Source organism: Halonatronomonas betaini, assembly GCF_015666175.1.
GTDB classification, from domain to species: Bacteria; Bacillota; Halanaerobiia; order Halanaerobiales; family Halarsenatibacteraceae; genus Halonatronomonas; species Halonatronomonas betaini.
Genome location: NZ_JADPIE010000002.1, coordinates 398,956 through 421,788, shown reverse-complemented (window position 1 = coordinate 421,788; position 22,833 = coordinate 398,956). Strand labels below are relative to the sequence as shown.

21 protein-coding genes and 6 tRNA genes are annotated in these 22,833 nt (G+C 38.9%); 19 read left to right on the top strand and 8 right to left on the bottom strand.

The window, feature by feature from the left end:
* Positions 1–85 precede the first annotated feature (85 nt).
* Both I0Q91_RS05125 and I0Q91_RS05120 read left to right on the top strand, forming a co-directional pair.
* Positions 86–475: an OsmC family protein gene (locus I0Q91_RS05125; RefSeq protein ID WP_270453327.1), complete on the top strand. Its 390-nt coding sequence runs from the start codon at positions 86–88 to the stop codon at positions 473–475.
* 63 nt (positions 476–538) lie between these two features.
* A complete protein-coding gene (locus tag I0Q91_RS05120) occupies positions 539–1,162 on the top strand; it encodes a 4Fe-4S binding protein (protein WP_270453325.1) in 624 nt (207 codons plus the stop codon).
* Between the two features lie 47 nt (positions 1,163–1,209).
* Here the strand turns inward: I0Q91_RS05120 and I0Q91_RS05115 are convergent, their stop codons facing one another.
* Positions 1,210–1,521 carry a nitrous oxide-stimulated promoter family protein gene (locus I0Q91_RS05115; RefSeq protein WP_270453323.1) on the bottom strand — a complete coding sequence of 104 codons (312 nt, stop codon included), beginning with the start codon at positions 1,519–1,521 and terminating at the stop codon, positions 1,210–1,212.
* Positions 1,522–1,734: 213 nt separating this feature from the next.
* On the opposite strand from I0Q91_RS05115, the gene I0Q91_RS05110 reads away from it, so the two are divergent.
* Together I0Q91_RS05110 and I0Q91_RS05105 are read left to right on the top strand one after the other, a co-directional pair.
* Complete coding sequence (locus I0Q91_RS05110) at positions 1,735–2,580, top strand: VOC family protein (protein ID WP_270453321.1); 846 nt, start codon at positions 1,735–1,737, stop codon at positions 2,578–2,580.
* Positions 2,581–2,764: 184 nt separating this feature from the next.
* The gene (locus I0Q91_RS05105; protein WP_270453320.1) at positions 2,765–3,013 is read left to right on the top strand and encodes an AbrB/MazE/SpoVT family DNA-binding domain-containing protein; all 249 of its coding nucleotides are present in this window, start codon (positions 2,765–2,767) and stop codon (positions 3,011–3,013) included.
* Between the two features lie 183 nt (positions 3,014–3,196).
* On the opposite strand, the gene I0Q91_RS05100 is transcribed toward I0Q91_RS05105, so the two are convergent.
* The 7 genes from I0Q91_RS05100 to I0Q91_RS05070 all read right to left on the bottom strand — a co-directional run bounded on the left by I0Q91_RS05100 (position 3,197) and on the right by I0Q91_RS05070 (position 5,160).
* A tRNA-Val gene (locus tag I0Q91_RS05100) sits at positions 3,197–3,273 on the bottom strand.
* Between the two features lie 28 nt (positions 3,274–3,301).
* Positions 3,302–3,390: transfer RNA gene (locus I0Q91_RS05095), tRNA-Leu, on the bottom strand.
* Between the two features lie 25 nt (positions 3,391–3,415).
* A tRNA-Cys gene (locus I0Q91_RS05090) sits at positions 3,416–3,489 on the bottom strand.
* Positions 3,490–3,520: 31 nt separating this feature from the next.
* Positions 3,521–3,595, bottom strand: a tRNA-Gly gene (locus I0Q91_RS05085).
* Positions 3,596–3,603: 8 nt separating this feature from the next.
* Positions 3,604–3,679 (bottom strand) — tRNA-Phe (locus tag I0Q91_RS05080).
* Between the two features lie 5 nt (positions 3,680–3,684).
* Positions 3,685–3,761 (bottom strand) — tRNA-Asp (locus I0Q91_RS05075).
* A 145-nt stretch (positions 3,762–3,906) separates the two neighbouring features.
* Positions 3,907–5,160 carry an LCP family protein gene (locus tag I0Q91_RS05070; protein WP_270453318.1) on the bottom strand — a complete coding sequence of 418 codons (1,254 nt, stop codon included), beginning with the start codon at positions 5,158–5,160 and terminating at the stop codon, positions 3,907–3,909.
* A gap of 167 nt (positions 5,161–5,327) precedes the next feature.
* Between I0Q91_RS05070 and I0Q91_RS05065 the strand changes: the two genes are divergently transcribed.
* The 15 genes from I0Q91_RS05065 (at position 5,328) to I0Q91_RS04995 (ending at position 22,732) form a co-directional block, all read left to right on the top strand.
* Positions 5,328–5,645, top strand: coding sequence for an ArsR/SmtB family transcription factor (locus I0Q91_RS05065; protein ID WP_270453316.1), 318 nt, complete (start codon positions 5,328–5,330; stop codon positions 5,643–5,645).
* 14 nt (positions 5,646–5,659) lie between these two features.
* Entirely contained in the window at positions 5,660–6,844 is a 1,185-nt protein-coding gene (locus I0Q91_RS05060; RefSeq protein WP_270453314.1) for a permease, read from the top strand.
* Positions 6,845–6,868: 24 nt separating this feature from the next.
* Positions 6,869–7,099, top strand: coding sequence for a thioredoxin family protein (locus I0Q91_RS05055; RefSeq protein ID WP_270453312.1), 231 nt, complete (start codon positions 6,869–6,871; stop codon positions 7,097–7,099).
* 343 nt (positions 7,100–7,442) lie between these two features.
* On the top strand, positions 7,443–9,455 hold the full coding sequence (locus tag I0Q91_RS05050; RefSeq protein WP_270453310.1) for a UvrD-helicase domain-containing protein: 2,013 nt from the start codon (positions 7,443–7,445) through the stop codon (positions 9,453–9,455).
* Positions 9,456–9,470: 15 nt separating this feature from the next.
* Complete coding sequence (locus I0Q91_RS05045; RefSeq protein WP_270453308.1) at positions 9,471–11,786, top strand: ATP-dependent helicase; 2,316 nt, start codon at positions 9,471–9,473, stop codon at positions 11,784–11,786.
* Positions 11,776–12,588: a PD-(D/E)XK nuclease family protein gene (locus tag I0Q91_RS05040; RefSeq protein ID WP_270453307.1), complete on the top strand. Its 813-nt coding sequence runs from the start codon at positions 11,776–11,778 to the stop codon at positions 12,586–12,588. Before I0Q91_RS05045 ends, I0Q91_RS05040 begins: the two co-directional genes overlap by 11 nt.
* Before the next feature lie 20 nt (positions 12,589–12,608).
* Positions 12,609–14,936, top strand: a complete 2,328-nt coding sequence (gene recJ / locus I0Q91_RS05035) for a single-stranded-DNA-specific exonuclease RecJ (protein ID WP_270453305.1) — start codon at positions 12,609–12,611, stop codon at positions 14,934–14,936.
* A 20-nt stretch (positions 14,937–14,956) separates the two neighbouring features.
* Positions 14,957–16,189 carry a GNAT family N-acetyltransferase gene (locus I0Q91_RS05030; protein WP_270453303.1) on the top strand — a complete coding sequence of 411 codons (1,233 nt, stop codon included), beginning with the start codon at positions 14,957–14,959 and terminating at the stop codon, positions 16,187–16,189.
* A 13-nt stretch (positions 16,190–16,202) separates the two neighbouring features.
* On the top strand, positions 16,203–17,087 hold the full coding sequence (locus tag I0Q91_RS05025) for a YegS/Rv2252/BmrU family lipid kinase (RefSeq protein ID WP_270453302.1): 885 nt from the start codon (positions 16,203–16,205) through the stop codon (positions 17,085–17,087).
* A gap of 24 nt (positions 17,088–17,111) precedes the next feature.
* The gene (gene deoD / locus I0Q91_RS05020) at positions 17,112–17,810 is read left to right on the top strand and encodes a purine-nucleoside phosphorylase (RefSeq protein WP_270453300.1); all 699 of its coding nucleotides are present in this window, start codon (positions 17,112–17,114) and stop codon (positions 17,808–17,810) included.
* 82 nt (positions 17,811–17,892) lie between these two features.
* Positions 17,893–18,522, top strand: coding sequence for a DUF4652 domain-containing protein (locus I0Q91_RS05015; protein ID WP_270453299.1), 630 nt, complete (start codon positions 17,893–17,895; stop codon positions 18,520–18,522).
* 20 nt (positions 18,523–18,542) lie between these two features.
* On the top strand, positions 18,543–19,904 hold the full coding sequence (locus I0Q91_RS05010; protein ID WP_270453298.1) for an MATE family efflux transporter: 1,362 nt from the start codon (positions 18,543–18,545) through the stop codon (positions 19,902–19,904).
* 13 nt (positions 19,905–19,917) lie between these two features.
* Positions 19,918–20,706 (top strand): inositol monophosphatase family protein, encoded by a 789-nt coding sequence (locus I0Q91_RS05005; protein ID WP_270453297.1) that lies wholly within the window; start codon positions 19,918–19,920, stop codon positions 20,704–20,706.
* 78 nt (positions 20,707–20,784) lie between these two features.
* A complete protein-coding gene (locus I0Q91_RS05000; RefSeq protein ID WP_270453296.1) occupies positions 20,785–21,024 on the top strand; it encodes an AbrB/MazE/SpoVT family DNA-binding domain-containing protein in 240 nt (79 codons plus the stop codon).
* A gap of 148 nt (positions 21,025–21,172) precedes the next feature.
* The gene (locus I0Q91_RS04995; RefSeq protein WP_270453294.1) at positions 21,173–22,732 is read left to right on the top strand and encodes a permease family protein; all 1,560 of its coding nucleotides are present in this window, start codon (positions 21,173–21,175) and stop codon (positions 22,730–22,732) included.
* The last annotated feature ends 101 nt before the right edge of the window (positions 22,733–22,833 follow it).

The window sequence follows — 22,833 nt, the reverse complement described above, 5'->3', positions numbered from 1 at the left end:
TGAGATTCTGTGAGATATATCACTGTAATTTATGAAATTTAGTTGTATTATTAGAATTGTTGTAATTGAGAAAGGAGGGATTGATTTGAAGACTAAAATTAGCTGGCAGGAGGGACCTACCTATAAGGCCAGCCTTTCAAATGGAGAACATTTTATCAGTGGTGATAAAGATCGGGATGGAGCTATGAATCCACCTGAAATGATTCTGGCCAGTCTGGCTGTCTGTGCAGGGCTCTTTTTAAAGCCTGAACTTAAAAAGCTTAAGACTGACTGGGAGGAACTGGATATAACTGCTGAAGCGGTAAAGGCAGAAGCCCCTGATTTATTTGCTGAGATAACGTTAAATTATGAGATTAAGACTGAGCTTGATGTTAAAGAATTGGAACAGGCTATATTAAAGTCCCATGATAATTGTCTGGTTAGCAATTCTTTAGACCCTGAGATACCGATAAAGTATAATATCGAGTATAAATAGAAAGGCAAAAATTTTTGGCATTGGTGAATGACAATTCATTCATTGGCTTTTGGGGGGATTAATTTGAGTAATAGTAAGAAAAGAACTATAAGCCAGATTTTATTTATTGGCCTGTTTTTCTTCCTGTTGTTCAGGGGTAATCTGCAGATATGGGTTGCTTTCTGGGCGCTGGGGATAGTGGTTTCTTTGATTTTTGATAGAGTTTATTGTGGCTGGGCCTGTCCCATGGGGACACTACTTAGGTTCCAGAGCTGGATTTATGATAAGTTTAATCTTACAAGAGAGAAAGTTAGCTCCAGGCTTATTTTAAATAGTTTTAGGGTTATATTGATCCTGGGATTTCTAGCTGGAATGATAGCAGTTAGAAGATTTGGCTATAGGTTAAATATTATACTGATTCTGGTTGTCGGTGCCCTGGTGATATCACTCTTCTTTGAAGAGAGCTTCTGGCACAGGATCTGTCCCCATGGAACGGTTTTGAGTATTAGTAATAAATTTTCCAAATACAGAATGGAGATCTCAGAAGATGACTGTACAGACTGTGGCCTCTGCGAGCAGGCCTGTCCTAATAATACAATTTATCAGGTTGGAGATAGTAAGGTTAGAGAAATAGATAGCAAGGAATGCCTGGTCTGTTTTGAATGTCAGAAGGCATGTCCAGCAGATGCAATAAGCTATCAAAGTTAAATTAGTAAATTATTCGATCCTGCAGGTGGTTTTTCTGCAGGATCTTTTTAATTTAGGAGCTTTGATCTGATAATATGTTTGATGGCAGTCAGTGGGCGATGAAAGATCATTCTTGGGCCTGAATATTTCATTACTTTTTTAATTTGATTTTGCATTTCTTGATTATAACAGTGGATCTCGCAATTTCCACAGGTTGTATTACTGTCTAAATTAGGGCATTTTTCGATTTTGTTGTGGCCGTATGCTATTAGTTCTCTACAGGATTTGCAGGGGGTATTCGGGCTGCTATGGTGGTTTTTGCAGTAGAGATTTATCATAAAGCTAACTGTAGATTTTTTCTTTTCTATTTTTGGGTTCATTGGGCTACCTCCTCTGATAATTATATATTATTTATTTGTGGGTTTAAAGTTGGTGGTGTTTGCTGGAGCAGTTAATTTGAATTCATTTGATTAGGTTTGCAAATAATTGATTACATATAAAAAAATTAAATTATGATATAATGTCTATAAATAGCAAAGGGTTTATAAAGTCAGATCTGATTGGAAAAAATAAAATGAAAGTGGTGATACGTTATGGCTGGTAGTGGTCAAAAGATTATTAAAGTTGATCAGGTGGCATTGAAGGTCAGTGATTTGAGTAGATCTACTGCTTTTTATGAAGAGGTGATTGGTCTGAGAGTGAGAAAAAGGGATAACAGGAGTGTTTATTTATCAGCAGATGGTGTGAATGATCTTTTAGTGCTTCGCCAGTTAGAAAATTCTGTTGACCCGCCTCCTGGGGCTACCGGGTTATTCCATAGCGCTTTGTTGTTGCCAGACCGGGCGGACTTAGCCGATTTTTGGATGCATCTGCAAAATCATCGCCAGTGGCTGAAAGGGGCATCGGATCATTCTGTCAGTGAGGCTATTTATCTGGAAGATCCAGATGGTATTGGTATTGAAATATATTCTGATCGAGAAGCTGTCCAGGTTGAAGCCATGGGAACAGAAGGGTTGGATGTGGAAGATCTATTACAGCATGCCACCAATGTATCCTGGGAAGGTGTACCGGAAAGAACAGTTATGGGCCATGTTCACCTGAAAGTAAGTGATTTAGAGGAATCTATTGAATTTTATCGTGATGTTATTGGGCTTCAATTGATGATGCAGCAGGGCGAGAGTGCCGCTTTTATGGCTACTGGAGGTTATCATCACCATATGGGGCTTAATACCTGGGAAAGCCAGGGAGGCTCGGCACCACCGGAAGAAGCTACAGGTATTGAATATGTTCTGATCTCGGTACCGGATCAAGACATCCTGGAGTTGATTATTAATGCTGCCAGGGAAGTTACCAGAGTTGAAAAGTCAGAAGAGGGAGATTTTATTGTGAGAGATCCTTCTGGTATTGCTTTGAGGTTTAAGGTGAGAGCTGAGGTTTAAGAGGACTCTGGATTTTTATTATTATATTGTCTCAATTTTTTGTAGATTGGGTAAAAAATGGCTGATATAAGTTAGGTTTTGCTTTATAATTTATTTCACAAAATTTTAAAATACCCTTGTATTTGATGTGATTTTATGATTAAATTACAATTGATGGAAATAAATATAAAATGGAGGGAATAAAATGAAATCTACAGGAATTGTGAGAGAAGTTGATAATCTTGGTAGACTTGTTCTTCCAAAAGAGTTAAGAACTACAATGAAATTAGATTTTAATGATCCAATGGAGTTTTATAAAGATGGCGATAATATAATTTTAAGAAAATTTAATTCAGGCTGTTCAGGCTGTCATTTTTGTGGCAGTATGGAGAATAGAACTTTTTTTAAGGGCAAATTTGTCTGTGAGTCATGCATTGAAGAATTAAAGGATTAATCAATAGACTTGCAGGTTTAGTTTAATATTGAGTAGATTATTTACATATTTAGACTGGTATTTAAACATTTATTATAATATCTGGCTTAAAACTTTTTGGCTCCGCTATGGCTCTGTTTTGGGATAAATTGTATATCTAGAAATTAAAAAAAGACCATCAAAAATGGTCTCAAAATAAAAAAATGGTGAGGATAAGTGGATTCGAACCACTGGCCTCCACGATGTCAACGTGGCGCTCTGACCAACTGAGCTATACCCTCACAGTGCAGAAAACTGCTTTAAAAAAAATGGTGCCGGGGATCGGGCTCGAACCGATACGGGAAAAAATTCCCACCGGATTTTAAGTCCGATGCGTCTGCCAATTCCGCCACCCCGGCATATATGTTTTTACTTCATCTTTTTTGGAGGCGGCGGGCGGATTTGAACCGCCGATAAAGGATTTGCAGTCCTCTGCCTTACCACTTGGCGACGCCGCCAGATACCAAATGGATTGGTTTAAAATTCTAATGGAGCGGGAAACGGGATTTGAACCCGCGACATTCACGTTGGCAACGTGACGCTCTACCGCTGAGCTATTCCCGCAAGAAAAATGGTGGTGAGAGGCAGAATCGAACTGCCGACACGTGGATTTTCAATCCACTGCTCTACCGACTGAGCTATCTCACCAAAAGTGGCGAGGACGACGGGATTTGAACCCGCGATCTTCGGCGTGACAGGCCGACGCGTTAAACCACTTCGCTACGTCCCCAGTTTTGTAAAAGCGACAACATTTTCGCCGCCAGCAATAAATAGTATACATAAAAGTCGGTTTTAAGTCAACAGTTATAAGGCTTATGAGGGCTGATAAGGACTTTTATACTCCATTATACAGCTAATTTCTCCTTTATGCGCCATTAATCGTTAAAAATACTATATTTTATTGATAGCTGATCAAGTTGCCTTATATATCTAATTGTATTCCTTATAAGCTCCTGATCGATATCAGTATCGACTGCTTCTTTTTCATTTATTAGGTGATTATAATGGCCAGGTAGTCTCAAAATATTTTCAAGTCTCAGGCTTTTATGATAGATTTTATCGATAACTTCCTGCTGGCGATTAATTCTGCTCCTTTCGCCATTGTCAGGGTTATAAAATCTTGCGTAATTTAAAGCTTCAGCGCCATCGAGATAGTTATTGCCTTGAGTTAATTCAAGTTCTAAGTCAGGGATTATAAAATCATCGGCAAGTTCTAGTTCAATCCCACCGATCTCATCTACATAATACTGGAACCCGCTGTAATCAAGAACTAGCTCATAATCAATCTCTAAACCAGTAATTTCAGAGATAATTGCAGTAAGTTCCTGACGGGAAAGGGTTCTAATTTCTTGATCTTCATATGTATAACGGGATGGGATGATTTTAAACTCTATCTCTAAATCTTCAGCATTAAATGAGATTAGTCCGATAAAGTCGAAGCTTAGTTCCTGTTGATCTGATAAATCATCAATTCCTAGAACGACAAGGTTTTTACTTGCAAGTTGAATAGGTGAATCTGCCTGCTCAAGTTCTTCTTCAGTTATTTCCTCGAGGTCGTCTATATCATTGATATCTTCAATTTCTTCAATATCATCTATGTCATCAATTGCGATATCTTCAGGGTCTTCCTCTCTAAATGGCTCGGAGAGAAAGGATATGATCCGATCAATAATTCCATCGTTTTCATCTTCAGTTACTGCAGGCTCTTCTGCAATTTCAGGATCATGCTCTGGATCTTCGCCATCATCGACAGCTGTCCGGTCATCATCTAAATCAGGGGAATCAGCAGGGCTGTCCTGGATGTCCTGATCATCTATATGGGATGTAGAATCATCTGGATCATCAGTTTGATCGTCTGTTTCATCATCTGTTCGAGTTGTTTCGGTATCTAAATCATCAACATCTACACTGGTCGTATCTTCAGGTTCTTCATCAAGTTCGCCTTCAGGTTCGTCGTTAGGTTCATCTTCAGATTCGTCTTCAAGTAATTCTAGTTCTTCTTCATTCATTGGCTCGGCAAATTCGCTTTCATCTAAGTTCATTGTAAAATAAAAAATGCCTGCCCCAACAAAGATTAATAGAAGTAATACAGTTAAAATTTTACGGTTTGAATTTTTATTATCACTCATAATATCTCCTCCAGCCAGCAAAATAATCCAGCAAAATAGTTTCTCTATTTATTAATTCTTGGCATATCGGCTAACTCCTGCTTTATATAGGTAATTATACATAAAAAAATTGGACTTGACAACTATATCTCAATATTGTAATATAGTTATGGAAAGAGGTGAACTTGATGACCACTAAAAAATTATTTCAGGCAAGGGCTGAGGTTGCTAAAGCATTATCTCATCCATTAAGGCTTGAGATTGTTGATATTTTACAGAATAAAGAGCATTGTGTTAGTGAACTTGAGGAGATGCTTGCTGATGCCAGCCAATCTGTTATTTCCAGACATTTAAGCATTTTAAAACAGGCTGGATTGATCAAAGCTAGAAAGGATGGCTTAAATAATTATTATTCACTGAGGGTTCCCTGTGTGACAGGATTCTTTAGCTGTCTTGATCAGGTATTGGAGAAGGATTTAGAGGAAAAACAGAAAGGTCTTATTTAAGTGGAGGTGCTAGTTTGACTAAGAAAAAGAAGCTTGGAATATTTATAATTGGATTTGCTTTTATATATTTTCTGCCTTTAGAGAGTGCTGATTTGCAGGAGGCAATTATTGAAGGATTTCATATGCTTCAGTATTATGCCAGGAATCATGTATTATATAGCCTGGTACCGGCCTTTTTTGTTGCCGGGGCAATAGCCAACTTTATGTCTAAACAGGCTGTAATTAAGTATTTTGGGGCCGGGGCCAAAAAATGGGTATCTTATTCAGTGGCCTCTGTTTCCGGGGCAATTTTATCGGTCTGTTCCTGTACTGTTCTGCCCCTTTTTGCCGGGATTTACAAACGAGGTGCCGGGATTGGACCGGCGACTGCCTTTTTGTATTCAGGGCCGGCGATTAATGTGCTGGCAATTATTCTTACTGCCAGGGTTTTAGGCTGGCAGTTAGGACTGGCCAGGATTGTCTTTGCTGTTATTTTTGCCCTGATTGTTGGTGTAATGATGGGCTTGATTTTTGATAGAGGTGGTGACGAGGAATCTGAGGCTGCTGCAGCTGCCAGGAGAGCTGCTGCTAATGGCGATGATGAAGATAGGACTACTGTTCAGAACCTGATATATTTTCTGGTGATGATTTTGATTTTGATTTTTGCTGCCTGGGCAGAACCGTCAGAGACAGTTGGATTTGGCCAGTTTATCTATGAAATTAAATGGCCGGTAACCTTTGGATTGCTGGCGGTGCTGGCTATTATCTTAGTTAAATGGTTTAAAAAAGATGAGTTAAAGAGCTGGGTCGATGAATCCTGGAGCTTTACTGAACAGATTCTGCCGTTACTCTTTGCCGGTGTTTTAGTTGCTGGAATATTGATGGGGCGGCCAGGGACTGAGGCCGGGTTGATTCCCCAGGAGTGGATTACCAGGTTTGTCGGGGCCAATGATTTAAGTTCTAACCTATTTGCCTCGATAATTGCTGCCTTTATGTATTTTGCAACCCTGACAGAGATTCCAATTCTTCAGGGCTTGATGGGATTAGGGATGGCTGAAGGCCCGGCTTTATCGTTACTGTTGGCCGGTCCTGCTCTGAGTTTGCCGAATATGCTGGTTATTCACAGCGTGCTTGGTTTAAAGAAGACATCGGTATTTATTCTTTTAGTTGTAATTATGTCGACGATTGCCGGTATGGTCTATGGCAATATTATTATATAATAATTTACAGGGAGGATGATTAATATGGAGATAGTTGTTTATGGTTCAGGCTGCAAGAATTGTGACACTACAGAACAGAGGATTAGAGAGGTTGTTGAGGAATTAGGTGTTGATGCCAGTGTAACCCATGATCATGATATTAATTCTGCTGCTGAAAAAGGGATTATGCTAACACCTGGAGTGACTATTGATGGCGAAATTGTAAGTGAAGGCAGTGTTCCCACCAGAGATGAAATTAAAAAATGGCTAAAATAATTTCTGCTTTGCATCATTCTATTATCATTTTATTATAGACTGAAAAATTTTTCTGGTATGATTTAGTCAGGATATGGTTGGTTTTAATATCCTGTTATACTGGCGCAGTCTATTGTAGTGATAGGACCTGTCCCGGAGCAATCCTGGAGGAAAGCCGGAGCAATCCTGGAGCAGGTATTAATCATATCTGGATTTAAATTGATGAATAATTATATTGGATAGGGTGATATTATAGGCCTGATCGGTCTGATGCCGGTCAGGTTTTTTCTTGTTTATATATAAGGAAATATTTGATATACTAAATATGTTAGAATATAAAATATGCAGGTAAAAGAGGCAGGAGGTGGGGCAGATTTTAAAAATTTATAAAGGTCCAGCTGGTTCCGGGAAGACTACGATTTTAAAAGATAAATATCAGGAGCTGGCCAGAGAGGTCGGGACTGATAGAATTATGGTGCTGCTCCAGAATGCCCCCAGTGTCCGGGATTGGAAGAATAACCTTCAGCTTAAAAAGTCCGGGCCGTTAAATATTTTTACTTTTTTTGGGCTGGCCCAGGATCAGGTCAGGACCTACTGGCCTGAGGTTTATGATATTGAGGGGCTGCCTGTTGATCCATATTTTATGAATGTCGAGACGGCTCATTACATAATGACCAGGATCGTTGAGCAGCGGAGGGATAAGAAGGATTACTTTGTTAATCTTAATTCGACTTCAAATAGTATTGCGGTTCAGTTGATTGATAATTTGAATCAGGCTGCTTTAAATCTGCTGAATATGGCCGAGCTGGAAGCAAGGCTGCTGGACTGGGCGGCAGATGATACTGACAAGGGGAAAATTTTTAAAGAGGCTATTTTATTGATGAATCAGTATCGGGAGAGCTGTCATGATCATTTTGTTATAGATTATTCGTTATTGATTAAGTTGTTTTTTAGGTTATTAAAGACTGATAGATATTTAAAGAGGCTTGAAGAGAGCTATGATTACTTAATTGTTGATGAACTTGAATTGACTCCACCGGCGGCTCAGAAATTGATAGAGTATATGCTTTCGGTAACTCAGGATTCTTTTATGGCCTATAATCCAGAAGGAAAAATCAACAGGTTTTTTGGTGGAAACCCAAAACTGGCTGAAAAGAAGTTCTTCCATCAGGCTGAGATTGAAGAGTTGACAGAGTTTTATGGTGCCTCCCAGGAGGCTGTTGATTTTGCTGAGAGAATTAAAGGCAGGGTCAAGGCCAGTTCCGGTATTCATAGGTCAGGGGCCAGGAATCTGGAAGGATCTCAGAAGTTAGCTGACAGCAGTGAGTATATTGAGGGGCGGATAAGTTCTGAATTTAGAGGTGATATGCTAGGCAAGGTAGCTGATGAGGTTATCCGACTGGTTGAGACCGGGGTTGAGCCTGGAGATATTGGGGTGATTGCTCCCCATTTAGATAAGGTGCTGGAATTTACTTTTACTGAGAAGCTGGCCAGGGAAGGACTGGATATTTTTAATCTGCTCAGGTCAAAAAGGTTGATAGATATTCCATATTCTCAGGCCCTTTTGACCCTGGCCCAGCTGGTTTATCCTGCTTGGAAGCTCAGGCCTGATTTTACATCACTGCAGCAGACCTTTGTCTTGTTGCTGGATTTAGACCCGGTCAGAGGAGCGATCCTGGCGGAGAGGGTTATTGCTAATGAATATAGATTGCCTGAGATTGATCAGCAGGAATTAAGGGAGAGACTTGGTTTTAAGCGGTTTGAGGAATATAATAAGCTTCAGGCCTGGATAGCAGAAAAGATTGAAGCTGAGATTGAGGTTAGAGATTTTTTCCAGCAGGTTTTCGTTGAGTTTTTGGCGCCACTATCTCCTGATGAGGAGGAGATTATTGCCTGCAGGCAGATAATTAAGTCATTTCATAAATTTGCTGAGATTATTGAGGCTTATAATATTACTGATGGTAATCGGATTGGCAAATATTTTATCAGTATGATTAATAAGGGGACTCTGGCTGCTGAAATTTTAAATGAGCCAGGGCAAAAGATTAGAGATAAGGTGATTGTTTCGACTCCTTATAAATTTATTACATCGACTCTGGTTGATTCAGTCGAGTATCTATTTTTACTTGATACTGGCAGCCAGTTCTGGTTTTCCGGGATTACCAAGGAGTTGCTTAATCCCTATGTGCTTTCGCCACAGTGGAATCAGCAGGCTAACTGGGATGATCGGATCGATAGAAGTTTAAAGCAGGACCAGCTTTTAGATAATATCCTCTCGCTGATTAGAAAGAGTAGCAAGGGGATCTATCTGGCCACCAGTCTTTTTGACAGCCGGGGGATTGAGCAGGAAGGGGAGCTGGTAGATTGGTTTATTTAGAAAGGATGGAATTTTATGATTAAATTGAGGCCAGGTCAGGAGGAGGTTGCTGAATATCAGGGAGGATATCTCTCAGTTTCTGCTGTGCCTGGTGCCGGCAAGACTACTATTCTGGCCTATCTGGCAGCTGAGTTGATTTCAGAGGGGTTTGTTGATGATAGCAAAATTCTGATCGTTACCTATATGAATTCAGCTGTCTATAATTTCAGGAAGAAGATCAATGATTTTTTAGATAGATCTGGTTATCTTAATGCTAACTTTGAGGTTAAGACGATTCATTCTCTGGCCCATGGGATTATTAATGAGCGGCCAGATGAGATTTTAGTAACTGATGATTTTGAGGTTATTGATGATGGCGAGCAGCATCGGATTTTGAATCAGATTTTAAAGAGGCTGGATTTTGGCAGGAATGAGCTTCTCCAGTTTCTTGATTATGAAGATGGAGATTACGGATATGATAAAGCTGTTAAGAAATGGCTGGGCAAGGACCTGCCTGGATTTATTAAATCGATGATCTCTGATTTTAAATATAAGGATATAAGTATAGACCAGGCCAGTAAGCTCCTGGAAGCCTGCAGTAATAAGGATCAGTATCTTAACTGGTCACTTCTTACATATATTGAATACCAGAAATATTTAAACCGGGCCGGAATGCTTGATTATACTGACCTGATCGTTAAGGCCAGTAAATTGCTGGATAAAGATCAGGAGTTATTAGCAAGGCTTCAGTCTAAATATAGATATATCTTTGAAGATGAGGCCCAGGATTCTAATCTGGTTCAGAACAGGATACTTTTAAAGCTGGCTGCTGATAGCAGGAATTTAATTAAAGTTGGGGACCCTAATCAGTCGATTATGTCAACCTTTACTCTGGCTGACCCTGAAGTTTTCAGAAAATATAATAATAAGGACCAGGTTAAGGTTAATTATATGCTGGAATCCAGCAGAAGTACCGAGGAGATTATTGAGCTGGCCAATTATTTTGTTAAATGGATTGTTAATGAGTTTCCTGCAGAGAGCTGCCGGCAGGCTGTTGAAGAGAAATATATTAAGCCAGTCTATGAGGATGGCGTGCTGGTTAATCCTGAGACTGACGGGTATACGATTGGTTCTTATACCTTTAAAGATTCTGAAGAGGAGCTGGATAAGATTGTTGCCCAGGCTATCCGTCAGACTGAGAATAATCCTGAAAAGACTCTGGCTATTTTAGTTCCTTACAATTATATGCTTTTAAAGATTGCTGATAAGTTAAAGAGTAAGGGTGTAGATTATCAGAATACTGGCAGCTTTATTGGTGAAGAGATTTTAATTATTGAGAAGTTTCATCGTCTGTTGAATTTTATTGCCAGTCCCCAGTCTGAGGAGTATTTTACTGAACTTGTTTATAATTTATTTTTGCCTGAGTTTATTGATAGGGAAAATAAATCTGGCAATGGTGAGTCTGACCGGGCTGATGGCTATAAAAACCAGGGCCAGACTGATAGTATTAATGAGAATGGTGAGCAGGACGTTAAGTTACAGGAAGATAAGATCAGGGAGTTTTTTAAGGCCAATAAGCCAGAAGAGGTGTTGTATCCTCTTGGTGGTGACGGGGTTTTAGACCGGGAGTTAAAGGGTTTAAATAGCCGGTCCAGGGAGTTTTTAAAGGAGACGATCAGGCTTTTAAAGAACTGGCTTAAGGCCAGTCAGGCTCTGCCTCCAGATGAACTGGTTTTGATGCTGGCTGAGGATGTAGAACTTGCCGGTGAAGAGCTGGCCTTAGCCCAGAATATTGCCCTTCACTTTAAATCTGAGTTGAATAAGCGGCCAGGAATTAAGCTGGCTGAACTTTTAGAGGATTTTAATCAGTTTACTGATCAATATCAGCAGTTTGCTAAAAAGATTGCCGACCGGAAAGGCTTTAACCCTGAGGCAGGAATGATAACAATCAGTACCCTGCATCAGGCCAAAGGGCTGGAATGGTATACAGTCTTTATTACTGGACTGACTGCTGAGAATTTTCCTGCAAGTTTTACTGATAGTTTCCGATCTGAATATTATTATTTAAAGGATAAGGCCAGTAATCCAGTGGCTTTAGCCAGGGCAAGCCTGGAGGAATATTTAAATAAAAAGGAAAAAGGAGATCCTTTAAAAGAGGCGAAGATAGATATTATCTCGGAAAAATTGAGGCTATTATATGTCGGAATAACTAGAGCTAAATCGAATCTACTTTTGACATCCCATAAGAAGATCATCTATGATAGTGGTTATTCCAGAAATGTCAGGCCGGCACTGGCCTTTGAGGTTTTGAGTGAATTTATCAGGGAGGCAGGTGAGACAGATGGCAGTTAAGGAACTTGAAAAGTTTTATTTCAGTCAGACAGCGATTAAGACCTATCTGACCTGTCCTTTGGATTTTAGAAGTCGGTATATCGATAAATTAATCTGGCCATCAGGTTATAATAAGACTGAAAAGCAGCAGGCACAGATTGAGCGGGGGCAGGTATTTCATACTCTGGCCAACAGGTATTTTCTTGGAATCGGCTCCCAGGAGAAGGTTGAAGCTGGTTCTGAAGCCAGAGACTATCTGGAGAGGCTTAAGGATTATCTGCCAGTGGAGGCTGGGATTAGATATCTCCCTGAATATGAGCTCCGTTACAATCAGGACGGAGTTCGCTTAATGGCCAAGTTTGATTTATTATATATAGATAGTGAGAATGGCGAGGTTATTATCTATGACTGGAAGACTGGAGATAATCAGCCAGAGACCAGTTATTATCAAAAGGATATCCAGACTATTCTCTATCAGTTTATCCTGGTTGAGGTCGGTGAAAGGTATTTACCAGCTGATTTTAAGCCTGGAGATTTAAAGATGATTTACTGGAATCCTAATTATCCTGAGATTGAAGTGGAAATTGAGTATTCAAAGAAGCAACATCAGGAAAATAAGAATTATCTTTATAATATTATTGAGGAGATTTTAGAGCTGGAATACGCTGAATATGCTGAGTTAACTCCTGGGGACAAATGTTATCGCTGTAATTACAGGCCTATCTGTGAAGGTGAGCAGCCTGAGGAGAGCCCGGTTGTTGAAGATGACCTGGATTTAGATCTTGACTGGGAGATGCTGGAGGAGATCAAGTTTTATAATTAAGTTAGCTGGAGGCAGGCTTTATGGAGATAAAATACAGGTATCAGTCTGACAGAAAAATACCGGACTGGCTCCTAGAGGAGACCGGTGGCGATAGGCTGCTGGCTAAACTTCTTCTGGCCAGGAATATTGATACTCAGGGGGATGTCAGGGCTTTTTTAGGAAATAAGGAGTTTGAGCTGACTGATCCCAGGGAGATGCCTGCTTTAAAGGAGGCTGTCAGGCTATTTTTAAAGACTGTTCGGGAGAGGAAGTCAATCCTGATTTATGGTGATTATGATGTTGATGGGATTGCAGCAACGACTATGCTGGTTGATCTCTGCAATAGTTTAGGGGCTGATCTGGATTTTTATATTCCTGACAGGATTTCCGAGGGCTATGGTTTAAATAAGGAGATAATTGAAAGGGTCAGGAATAAGGTTGATCTGATTATTACCTGTGATCTGGGCATCTCTGATGCTGAAGAGATTGAGCTGGCCAGGAGTTATGGCCTTGATGTGATTGTGATTGATCATCATGCCCTGCCTGAAGAGGAACCGGCTGCTAATTTTATTGTTACGACCAGGAGGTTGCCAGAGAATCATCAGGCCTATAATTTAACTGGAGCTGGCCTGGTTTATTATTTTGTTAGAGAGACTTTAAGGAGTTTAAATAGACTGGAGGAACTGGAAGATTATCTGGATTTAGTAGCTTTAGCAACTGTGGCTGATCCAGTGCCTCTAACTGGCGAGAATCGCTATCTTTTAAAGCAGGCACAGAGGAAATTGATTGAGTCCAGGCGGAAAGGGCTTAAAGCTCTGATGGCTGAGATAGAGCCTGGGACGGCTGAGACAGGAGCTGGATTTGATAGGAATAATTTTAATGAGCTAGCCGGTGAGTTAATTCCTCTGATTGATAGTGCCGGGAGAGTTGCCCGGGCCATGAAGGTTGTTGAGCTTTTTAAATTTGAAGTTTCTGGAAATTTAAAGGAACTGGCTGAAAAACTTATTACTTATAAAGAGGAATTAGCTGAACTGGAAGAGGAGATGCTGACTGAAGCCAGAGAGATTATTGGAGATAAGAGGGTTAATGATCCAATAATTATCTATCAAAAAGACTGGCATCAGGGGGTTTCTGGTAAACTTGCTGAAAGACTGGTTGAGATTTATCAGCTTCCTGTAATTGTAATGACCTACAATCAGGAACAGGAGGTTATTGCTGGCTCGGCCAGGGCTATATCCAGGGTTGATATCTATAATGCCCTGAGTAAGGCAAAGGATCTCTTGATTGATTTTGGCGGTAATTCTGAGGCGGCAGGCTTCAGACTGAAGGAGAAGTTTTTAAAGTTTTTTAATAAGAAGATAGAGGTTATTTTGAATGAGAAATTAAATCTTGTAGCTGATGAGCAGGTTATTGAGGTTGATCTGGAACTGGATTTTTCCAGGGTTAATAGTCAGAGCCTTAAAAGTATTAAGCAACTGGAACCCACTGGTAGAGGCAATCCTGAACCTACTTTTTTGACCAGGGATTGTCTGCTTGTTAATAAGCGGAAGCTTAGTGAATCAGAATCTTTCTATCTGGTGATTGAAAAATCTGGAATCAGGAAAAAGGCAGTTATTTATCAGGACAGCTTTGAGATTCCTGAGGGAAGTAAGCTTGATCTTATATATAATCTTGAGCAGGCAGATTATAATGGCCAGAATAATATTAGATTGAAGGTGCTGGAGTATAGAGAAGTTGAGTCTGATTCAAAAGGTGATGATATTTCTAAAAGCACCGGCAAGGGAATTGATTTGATTGACTGGCGGGGCAGGGATCGGAATAAGCTAAAATTTGATTCTGAAGATAAAGTAGTTTATTATAGAGAAGGATTTGGCCAGATAGAGTTAGAACCTGTTATAGACAGGTATCAACACAGGGCGGCTGATAAGTTTGTTATTCTGACATTGCCGCCATCATTTGAAATATTTAAGGAAATGATCTCGGTAACTGGTGCTACCCAGGTATATCTTGCTTACTCCAGGGCTGAGCAGCGCCGGGAGAAGAAGTTTATTCAGCAGCTTGCTGGAATTTTAAAGGGGAGCTTAAATAAGGATGGCCGGGCCAGAATAGATTTATTTAGGTTAACTGTTTTGACTGTTCAGCTAGAAGAGACTGTTGAGCTTGGCTTGAGGTATTTAGAGAGCAAAGGTTATATTGATATCTTTAGCAGTGATAGACGTTATTACTGGATTCGACCTGGCCAGGCTGCTGATAGTAATTCTGAGGAAAAATATAAAGATAATCTGATGGATTTATTGGATGAGAAGCGGGCTTTTTCCAGGTTTATGACTGAAGAATCAGTGAAACATATTCAGGATTTAGTTAACTGAGATAGAAAGGTGGTTTTCAGATGATAAGAAAAGGTACTGGAGAACAGGATTTCAAGAAAATAGTTGAGCTCTGGTTTGAAATTGGCTGGTTAAAGAGCAAGGGTTTAGAGGATAATTCAGGTTTAAAAGATATGCTGAAGTCCAGTGATTGTTGGGTTTATGAGGAAAATGGAAAAATTGAAGCTACTGCTTTTGGAATACCTGGAGAGATAAATTATTTAAACGAGAAGTTATCTTTTCACGGGCTTTCAGGAGTTGTTGTCAGTCCAGTTGCCAGAAAAGAAGGGCTGGCTAGCAGGCTGGTGACTCAATCTATTACTGAGAGTTATCATCAGGGAACTGCCGTTTCTGGACTTTTAATGTTTGAACAGGGTTATTATAACTATCTTGGCTATGGTACAGGGAGTTATGATCATGTCTTTACTTTTGATCCATCATATTTAAATGTCGATCTAAATCCAGATAGACCATCAAGGATTTCAAAAGATGACTGGAAAGAGGTTCATAGAGCTCTCTTAAATAGAAAACCATACCATGGGGCAGTTAGCCTGCTTCCTGCCAGAATCTCTAAGGATAAGCTGGCCTGGTCCGATCAGGCCTATGGTCTTGGTTATTATAATGAGGATGGTGAACTAACTCATTTTTTATGGCTGGATCGGGATAAGGGTTCTAGCCACGGTCCCTTAAGAGTTGAATTTATGGCATTTGAAAACCATAAGCAGTTCCTTGAATTACTGGCAGTATTAAAAAATTTAAGTGATCAGATTTATGCTGTCAGAATGAAAGAACCTGCTGATATTCAGCTCCAGGATTATATTAAATATCCCAGGAAACAGAATAAGAGGTCTGATAGCAAGTTTGGTTATAATTCAAGGGTGTTTGCTGACTGGCAGATTAGAATTTTAAATCTGGAAAAAGCAATTGGAGCTTCCAGGTTTACTGGTAGTCCTTTAAAGTTTAATTTAGAACTCTATGATCCTCTGGAGAGATATCTTGAAGGGTCTGACTGGCAGGGGTTATCAGGTAATTATCAGCTTGAGTTAGGGGAACAATCTTTAATTAAAGATGTTAGAAATAGCGAGTTACCAACACTAAGAGCCGATATCAATTCATTTTCCAGGTTATGGTTAGGAGTCTTGAAGCCGTCTGTTCTAGCTCTTAATCAAGAACTTTCAGCACCTAAAGAGCTGTTAGATGATCTGGATAGAAAATTTGTGACTATCCCAAAACCTTCAATGGAGTGGGAATTCTAAATGAGGTGATTTATTGAAGAATATATTATTAATTTATAATCCGAAATCAGGTGATGGTAATTTTAGATTTGAGCTGGATAATGTAATCAGTTATTTTCAGAATGAGGCAGTTTTTACTCTTATCAGACTTGATGATTTTAGTCTTGCTGAAAGACTTAGTTTAATGGCAATGGATAGATATGATATAATAATGATAGCCGGTGGCGATGGAACTGTCAGCTGGGTTATTGAGAGTATGCTTATTAATGAGATTGATATACCTTTTTATATAATTCCAGTGGGAACCTCTAATGACTTTGCTGAATATATGCAGCTTTCTGCTGAAGCCAGCAAAATATATGATATAATTAATAATGGTAGAATTATTCCTGTTGATGCAGGAAAGGCCGATGGCAGTTATTTTATAAATGTCTGTGCCGGCGGGTTTTTGACAAATGTCCCCCATAGTACTGATGATGACATGAAAAATAGGCTTGGAAACTTAGCCTATTATATTAGAGGTATTCAGGAGTTACCTAAGATTAATCCTCTAGCCTTAAGGGTTGATACAGGCCAGGATCTATTTGAGGAAGATTTATTTTTATTTTTGATTATTAATAGTGGTCGAGCCGGTGGTTTTAATGAGCTTTCGCCATTGACTGAAATTAGTGATGGTAAATTTGAGTTTATAGCAATAAAATATGGGAAGTTATATGAGATGTTCAATGCATTAATTGAGGTTTTTATAAATAAAAACCTCAATGGAGATAATATTATTCATCTCCAGTCAGATTATTTTTATATAGAAAATACTGGAGATAATGTAGAACAGCATACTGATATTGATGGTGAAAGAGGGCCTGATTATCCAGTAGAGATTAGTTCAGTTCATAATTCATTAAGGTTGATTGTTGAATAAAATATTTTCAAGGAGGAAGATAATATGACAGTTCATATTGGTGCAAAAAAAGGAGATATTGCAGAGACAGTATTATTACCTGGAGATCCATTGAGGGCAAAATATATCGCTGAGAATTATTTTGATGATGTAGAATGTTATAATGAGGTTAGAGGAATGTATGGTTATACCGGTTATTATAAAGGCAAGAGGGTTTCGGCCCAGGGTTCAGGAATGGGAATGCCATCATTATCAATTTATGTAAATGAACTGGTTCAGGAATATGGTGTTAAGAAGATAATGCGGGTTGGTTCCTGTGGTGCTATCAGCGAACGGGTTAATGTTAGAGATGTTATTCTGGCAATTGGCGCCTGCAGTAATTCAAAGATGAATGATATCCGCTTTGATGGTCAGAGTTATTCACCAACTGCTACCTATGAGCTTCTTCAGGCAGCCTATCAGACTGCTGAAGCCAATGGTGTTGATGTTGAAGTCGGCAATATTTATAGTTCTGATATGTTTTATCAGGACGATAGAAACTGGTATGAAGTCTGGAAGGAATATGGTGTGCTGGCTGTAGAGATGGAGACCGCTGAATTATATACTTTAGCTGCCAGGCATAATATTGAGGCTTTATCGATTTTAACTGTTAGTGACTCTTTAGTAACAGGAGAAGAGACAACATCTGAAGAAAGGGAGAAAACCTTTACTGATATGATGGAGATAGCATTAGAGATAGCTTAACTTTAAAGCTTTAATTGCTTTATTCTCTTACCCCTGATAAAATTATATCAGGGGTTTAAACTTTATATTCAGGGGGAGTTTTATGAAGTCACAGATTAAAAAGGTTATTCTGGCTTTACTTATATTTTTTATTATGTTTGGGGCAGGTTTTTATCTGGCCTATTATCATTTTGATGATCTGACAGAAACTGGTCCTATTTCAGCTGATATGATCGATTATGAGGAAGATTCTTTTTTAAGGCTTGAAAGGGAGACAGGCGTTGAAACCTTATCAGAGGAAATGCCATCAGAACCGATAATATCTCCTGCTGGCAATAAGCTGGCCTTTATCGCTCCTTTTCAATGGGAGACTGTTGGCTCGATTTATATATATGATTATGAATCTAATTCTTTAAATGAACTATTAAGTGCTGATCAGATTGAAGCCCAGAACAGTCCAAAGGGTATCTGGTGGTATAATGATGATTATTTACTTGCTATTATTGGCTATGCCTATGGAACTGTTTCAGTTGGTGGGGATCTTTTCTTAGTTGAGATAGAGACTGGAAACCCGAGAAGGGTTATTGGTCTGACAGAGTATCAGGAAGTTAAATCAATTAGTCTTGATGATCAATATATCTATCTTGAGATAGCTGAATTTGATGAAAATTTTAATGAGTATCAGATAATTGAGGATAGAATTAATCGTAATAGACTTGATGATGTGATTTAATTTTTGAAAGGATTGATATTTTGAAATCACCTATCGATAATAAACAGGAAATAATTGGACAACCTATTTTGCCAACATTATTAAAATTATCCTGGCCAATTATAATAGGTCAGGGGATGCATTTGATGTATCAATTAGCTGACACATTCTGGGTAGGCAGGCTAGGCCCAGAATATCTAGCTGCTATTTCTCTTTCTTTTCCGCTATTATTTATAGTTTATTCTATGGGAGCTGGATTTTCTGTGGCAGGTGTGGCTTTAGTCTCTCAATATACCGGGGCTGAGCGGCCTAAAATGGCCAGTAAAGCAACCGGGCAGATATTTGTTCTGGCAATTTTAATATCTATAGTTTTTACTGCAGCTGGTTTATATTTTAGCGAGGATATGTTTATTTTGATCGGGGCAGAAGAGGAGGTTTTGCCTCTTGCTTTAGAATATTTTAGAATTTATGTTTCTGGTATTCCAATAATCTTTATCTATTATATCTTTTCATCGGTTTTAGAAGGTATTGGGGACACAATAACCCCGATGAAAATTAAAATTTTTACTGTTGTTTTAAATATTATATTAGATCCCTTTCTGATATTTGGCTGGAGTTTCTTTCCAGAGTTAGGGATCGGCGGTGCAGCTCTGGCTACTGTTTTATCCAGGCTGGCTGCTGGTATAGTTGGGATTTATATTATGTTCTGGGATCTTTCAGCTATTAAATTAAAGCTTAGAGATTTTTATCCTGATCTGGCAATGATTAAAAAGATTGTAAAAATAGGTACTCCTGCTGCATTAGGAGATTCAGCAATGGCGATTGCTTTGACTGTGATGACAGCTATTGTTGCTGAGTTTGGAACATTGACCCTGGCAGCCTGGGGGATAGCCAATAGGATTACTGCTGTGATCAGAATGCCTGCCTTTGGAATGGGCAGGGCTACTGGGATTATGGTCGGCCAACATTTAGGGGCTAAACAACCCTCTGAAGCTAATAAAGTATCCTGGCTGGGAACAGCTGTAACCTTTGGTACAATGTTAATTGTTGCTATTATATTTTTATTTGTTTCTCCAGGTCTTGTCAGTTTATTTACAGAAGACAGCGCTGTTATAAGTATTGGCGCTGAATATCTTAGAATTTCTGCCTTTGCCTTTGCCTTTTTAGGAGCTCAGATAGTTTTAAGTGGTGCTTTAAATGGGGCCGGGAAAACTATACCTCAGACTTTTTTCAGACTTTTGACACTCTGGGTATTTCAAATACCTTTATCTTATATATTTGCCAATCAATTTGGTTTTGGCAGGCAGGGTGTCTGGTGGGGGATTTTTGTTGCTAAAGTTATTGGTCTATTAATCTTAATGGGCTGGTTTAAGAAAGGGACCTGGCAGACCAGGGAGATATAAAGGAGCTGAAAATATGAATGATTTACAGAAGGAATTAGAAACTGCTTCAAAAGCTGCAAGACAGGCTGGAAAATTAATTGTCAGCAAAATTGATAAGAGACCTGAACGCTGGCAGAAGGCTCCAGGTGATTTTGTTAGTTCAGTTGACCTGTCAGCTGAAGAGATTGTAGGGGAGAGAATTAAAGAGGCTTTTCCAGATGATGGTATTATGTCTGAGGAAGATTTGAATTTTGGTCTGGAGAAAAAAAGATTCTGGATTCTCGATCCCCTTGATGGCACAATGAATTATCTCAGAAAGATTCCTTTTTTTTCAGTATCACTGGCTTTATTTAAAAATCATGAGGTTATATTAGGAGTTGTATATGACCCCTACCATGATAATTTATTTACAGCAGTTAAAAATGGTGGTGCATTCTTAAATGGCAAGCAGATATCAGTCGGTGACACTTCTAATCTAGTAGAATGTTGTATAGCCACTGAATATATAGGATATCTTGATTCAGTAAAAAAGCGGAGGCTGCTGGGAAGGTTAGGAGAGTTTTTTGGTAATATAAGAATGATCGGCTCTCAAGCCCTTGATCTGGCCTATACAGCAGCTGGACAGATAGATATTGCCTTTTTGCCCCGTTCTAATGCCTGGGATATGGCTGCAGGTTCTATCCTTGTAAAAGAAGCTGGAGGAACTGTCTGGGCTCCAGGGGGTTATTCCTGTTTAAAAAGTGGTCAGATAATCGCAGGTAATGAAAAACTTGTTAAAGAGTTTGTAAATGAAATCTTAGAAAAGAAATATCAGTTGTCCTGATTGTATTTTAAAATTAAATGTTGTATAATTAATGTAACGAATAGAAAAATTTATTTTTTAGGGGGGATTTATATTACCATGAAAGCAACTGGAATAGTTAGAAAAATTGATGAATTAGGTAGAGTTGTGATTCCTAAAGAGCTAAGAGAAACTATGGATATCAATAAGAAAGATCCAATGGAAGTCTTTGTTGATGAGGATAAGATTATATTAACTAAATATAAGGAGTCCTGTACATTCTGTCAGAGCCAGGAGGATATTGTTGAATTCTCAGATAAGCCGGTCTGCAAAAAATGTATTAAAGAATTAACTGAGTAAGCTTTAAGCCCCGAAAGGGGCTTTTTATTTTTATTTAATATTAAAAATATTATTTAAATTTTTAACCCTTTTATGCAGGAAATTTTTAAAATATGGCGAATAATAGTTCATAAGGAGTTTTTAATAAAAAATACATAGGAGGTAGAAGATGAAAAAAGAAATTAATTATCCCTGGTTTAAGAAGGAAGACATTGACGGCTTTTTTGCTCTTTTTCAGAACAACCTGGCAAACTTTGCAGTGATAGCAATTTCTATGTTAGGAATGGGTTTTCCTGCTTCAATAGTTTTTGGCAGGGTTATCCCTGGAGCTGCAATTGCAGTTTTATTTGGTAATTTTTATTATGCGAGAATGGCAAGAAGGTTAGCTGAAGAAGAAGGAAGAGAGGATGTAACGGCACTTTCTTATGGTATATCTACGCCAGTTATGTTTATTTACTTATTTGGAATCTTAGGCACAGCCTTAACTTTCAGTGACGGTGATCCTGAAATGGCCTGGCGGATTGGAACAGCTGCAGCCTTTTTAGGTGGGGCAATTGAAGCTTTAGGTAGTATTATAGGCCCCTGGATTAGAAGAAATTTGCCTAGAGCTGCCATGTTAGGGGCTTTAGCCGGTGTTGCCTTTACTTTTATTGGTGGTGAATTATTCTTTACAACTTATGAAATGCCAATAGTTGGTCTTTTAGTTATGGGTATAATAATAATTGGTCTTGTAGCTAAAAAGAAGATGCCATTTAATATTCCTACATCATTATTTGCAATTATTATTGGTACAGTCCTTGCTTACTTATTTGGAGCTGTAGAGATTTCAGCTATTAGAGAAGGATTAGATCAGCTCGGGTTTTATCCTCCAATGCCGACAGGAGCACCTTTAACTGGACTAGGTTACTTATTTGGAGGGACTGCTGGTTTACTTGCTGTTGTAATACCGATTCAGATATATAACTTAATTGAAACTATGAATAATGTTGAAGCGATGGCAGCCTGTGGTGATGATTACAGTGTAAGGGAAGCCCAGCTTGCTGATGGTTTTGGAACTATGATCGGTGCATTTTTCGGTGGGGTTTTTCCAACGACTGTTTATATTGCTTCTACTGGGGCCAAACATATGGAAGCTGGCCGGGGATATAGTATTTTAAATGGTATTGTATTTTTCCTTGCAGCTTCATTAGGTGTAATTGGTTTTGTCGCAGAAATTATTCCATTACCAGTTATTGCTCCAATCTTAGTTTTTGTTGGTATTACAATGGTCGGACAGGCTTTTGTTTCCAGCCCTCCTAGACATGCACCGGCAGTAGTTATTGCCATGTTTCCTTATCTTTCAGATTTTATAGCAACTAGATTTCAGAGTTTAGACCCTGAAGGTTTTGCTGAAGTTTTTCCTGCTGCTGAAGCACTGGGCCAGGGGCCGATGTTTACTGGTCTAATCTGGGGTGCATTTGCGGTCTTTGTAATTGATAGAAAATGGAATAAAGCAGTAATTACAGCTTTATTCGGTTTTGGTCTATCTGCCTTTGGTTTTATGCATGCGCCTCAAATTCAGTTACAGATAACCAGTGAATTTGCTCTTGGTTATCTTGTCCTGGCTGTGGTTATTTATTTATTCAGTATTTATTATAAGAAGTATCCTGAATTAACTGAACCTAAACCTATTTTCTGTGAAATTAATCGAGATGAGCTTGAAAATTTATCAAAAGAAGAAGTTAAATAAAAGATTTAAAAAGCCTGTCCCTTAAGTGGACAGGCTTTTTTTGTTGCAATAATAGAATAAATAATGGTATTATAATAACAGGATTTATAATATTGAGGGAG

Coding starts and splice junctions, on each gene's coding strand:
- recJ (WP_270453305.1), top strand. CDS start 12,609: ATGGAGATAAAATACAGGTATCAGTCTGACAGAAAAATACCGGACTGG.
- I0Q91_RS05045 (WP_270453308.1), top strand. CDS start 9,471: ATGATTAAATTGAGGCCAGGTCAGGAGGAGGTTGCTGAATATCAGGGA.
- I0Q91_RS05110 (WP_270453321.1), top strand. CDS start 1,735: ATGGCTGGTAGTGGTCAAAAGATTATTAAAGTTGATCAGGTGGCATTG.
- I0Q91_RS05115 (WP_270453323.1), bottom strand. CDS start 1,521: ATGAACCCAAAAATAGAAAAGAAAAAATCTACAGTTAGCTTTATGATA.
- I0Q91_RS05065 (WP_270453316.1), top strand. CDS start 5,328: ATGACCACTAAAAAATTATTTCAGGCAAGGGCTGAGGTTGCTAAAGCA.
- I0Q91_RS05015 (WP_270453299.1), top strand. CDS start 17,893: ATGAAGTCACAGATTAAAAAGGTTATTCTGGCTTTACTTATATTTTTT.
- I0Q91_RS05105 (WP_270453320.1), top strand. CDS start 2,765: ATGAAATCTACAGGAATTGTGAGAGAAGTTGATAATCTTGGTAGACTT.
- I0Q91_RS05000 (WP_270453296.1), top strand. CDS start 20,785: ATGAAAGCAACTGGAATAGTTAGAAAAATTGATGAATTAGGTAGAGTT.
- I0Q91_RS04995 (WP_270453294.1), top strand. CDS start 21,173: ATGAAAAAAGAAATTAATTATCCCTGGTTTAAGAAGGAAGACATTGAC.
- I0Q91_RS05030 (WP_270453303.1), top strand. CDS start 14,957: ATGATAAGAAAAGGTACTGGAGAACAGGATTTCAAGAAAATAGTTGAG.
- I0Q91_RS05005 (WP_270453297.1), top strand. CDS start 19,918: ATGAATGATTTACAGAAGGAATTAGAAACTGCTTCAAAAGCTGCAAGA.
- I0Q91_RS05070 (WP_270453318.1), bottom strand. CDS start 5,160: ATGAGTGATAATAAAAATTCAAACCGTAAAATTTTAACTGTATTACTT.
- I0Q91_RS05040 (WP_270453307.1), top strand. CDS start 11,776: ATGGCAGTTAAGGAACTTGAAAAGTTTTATTTCAGTCAGACAGCGATT.
- deoD (WP_270453300.1), top strand. CDS start 17,112: ATGACAGTTCATATTGGTGCAAAAAAAGGAGATATTGCAGAGACAGTA.
- I0Q91_RS05055 (WP_270453312.1), top strand. CDS start 6,869: ATGGAGATAGTTGTTTATGGTTCAGGCTGCAAGAATTGTGACACTACA.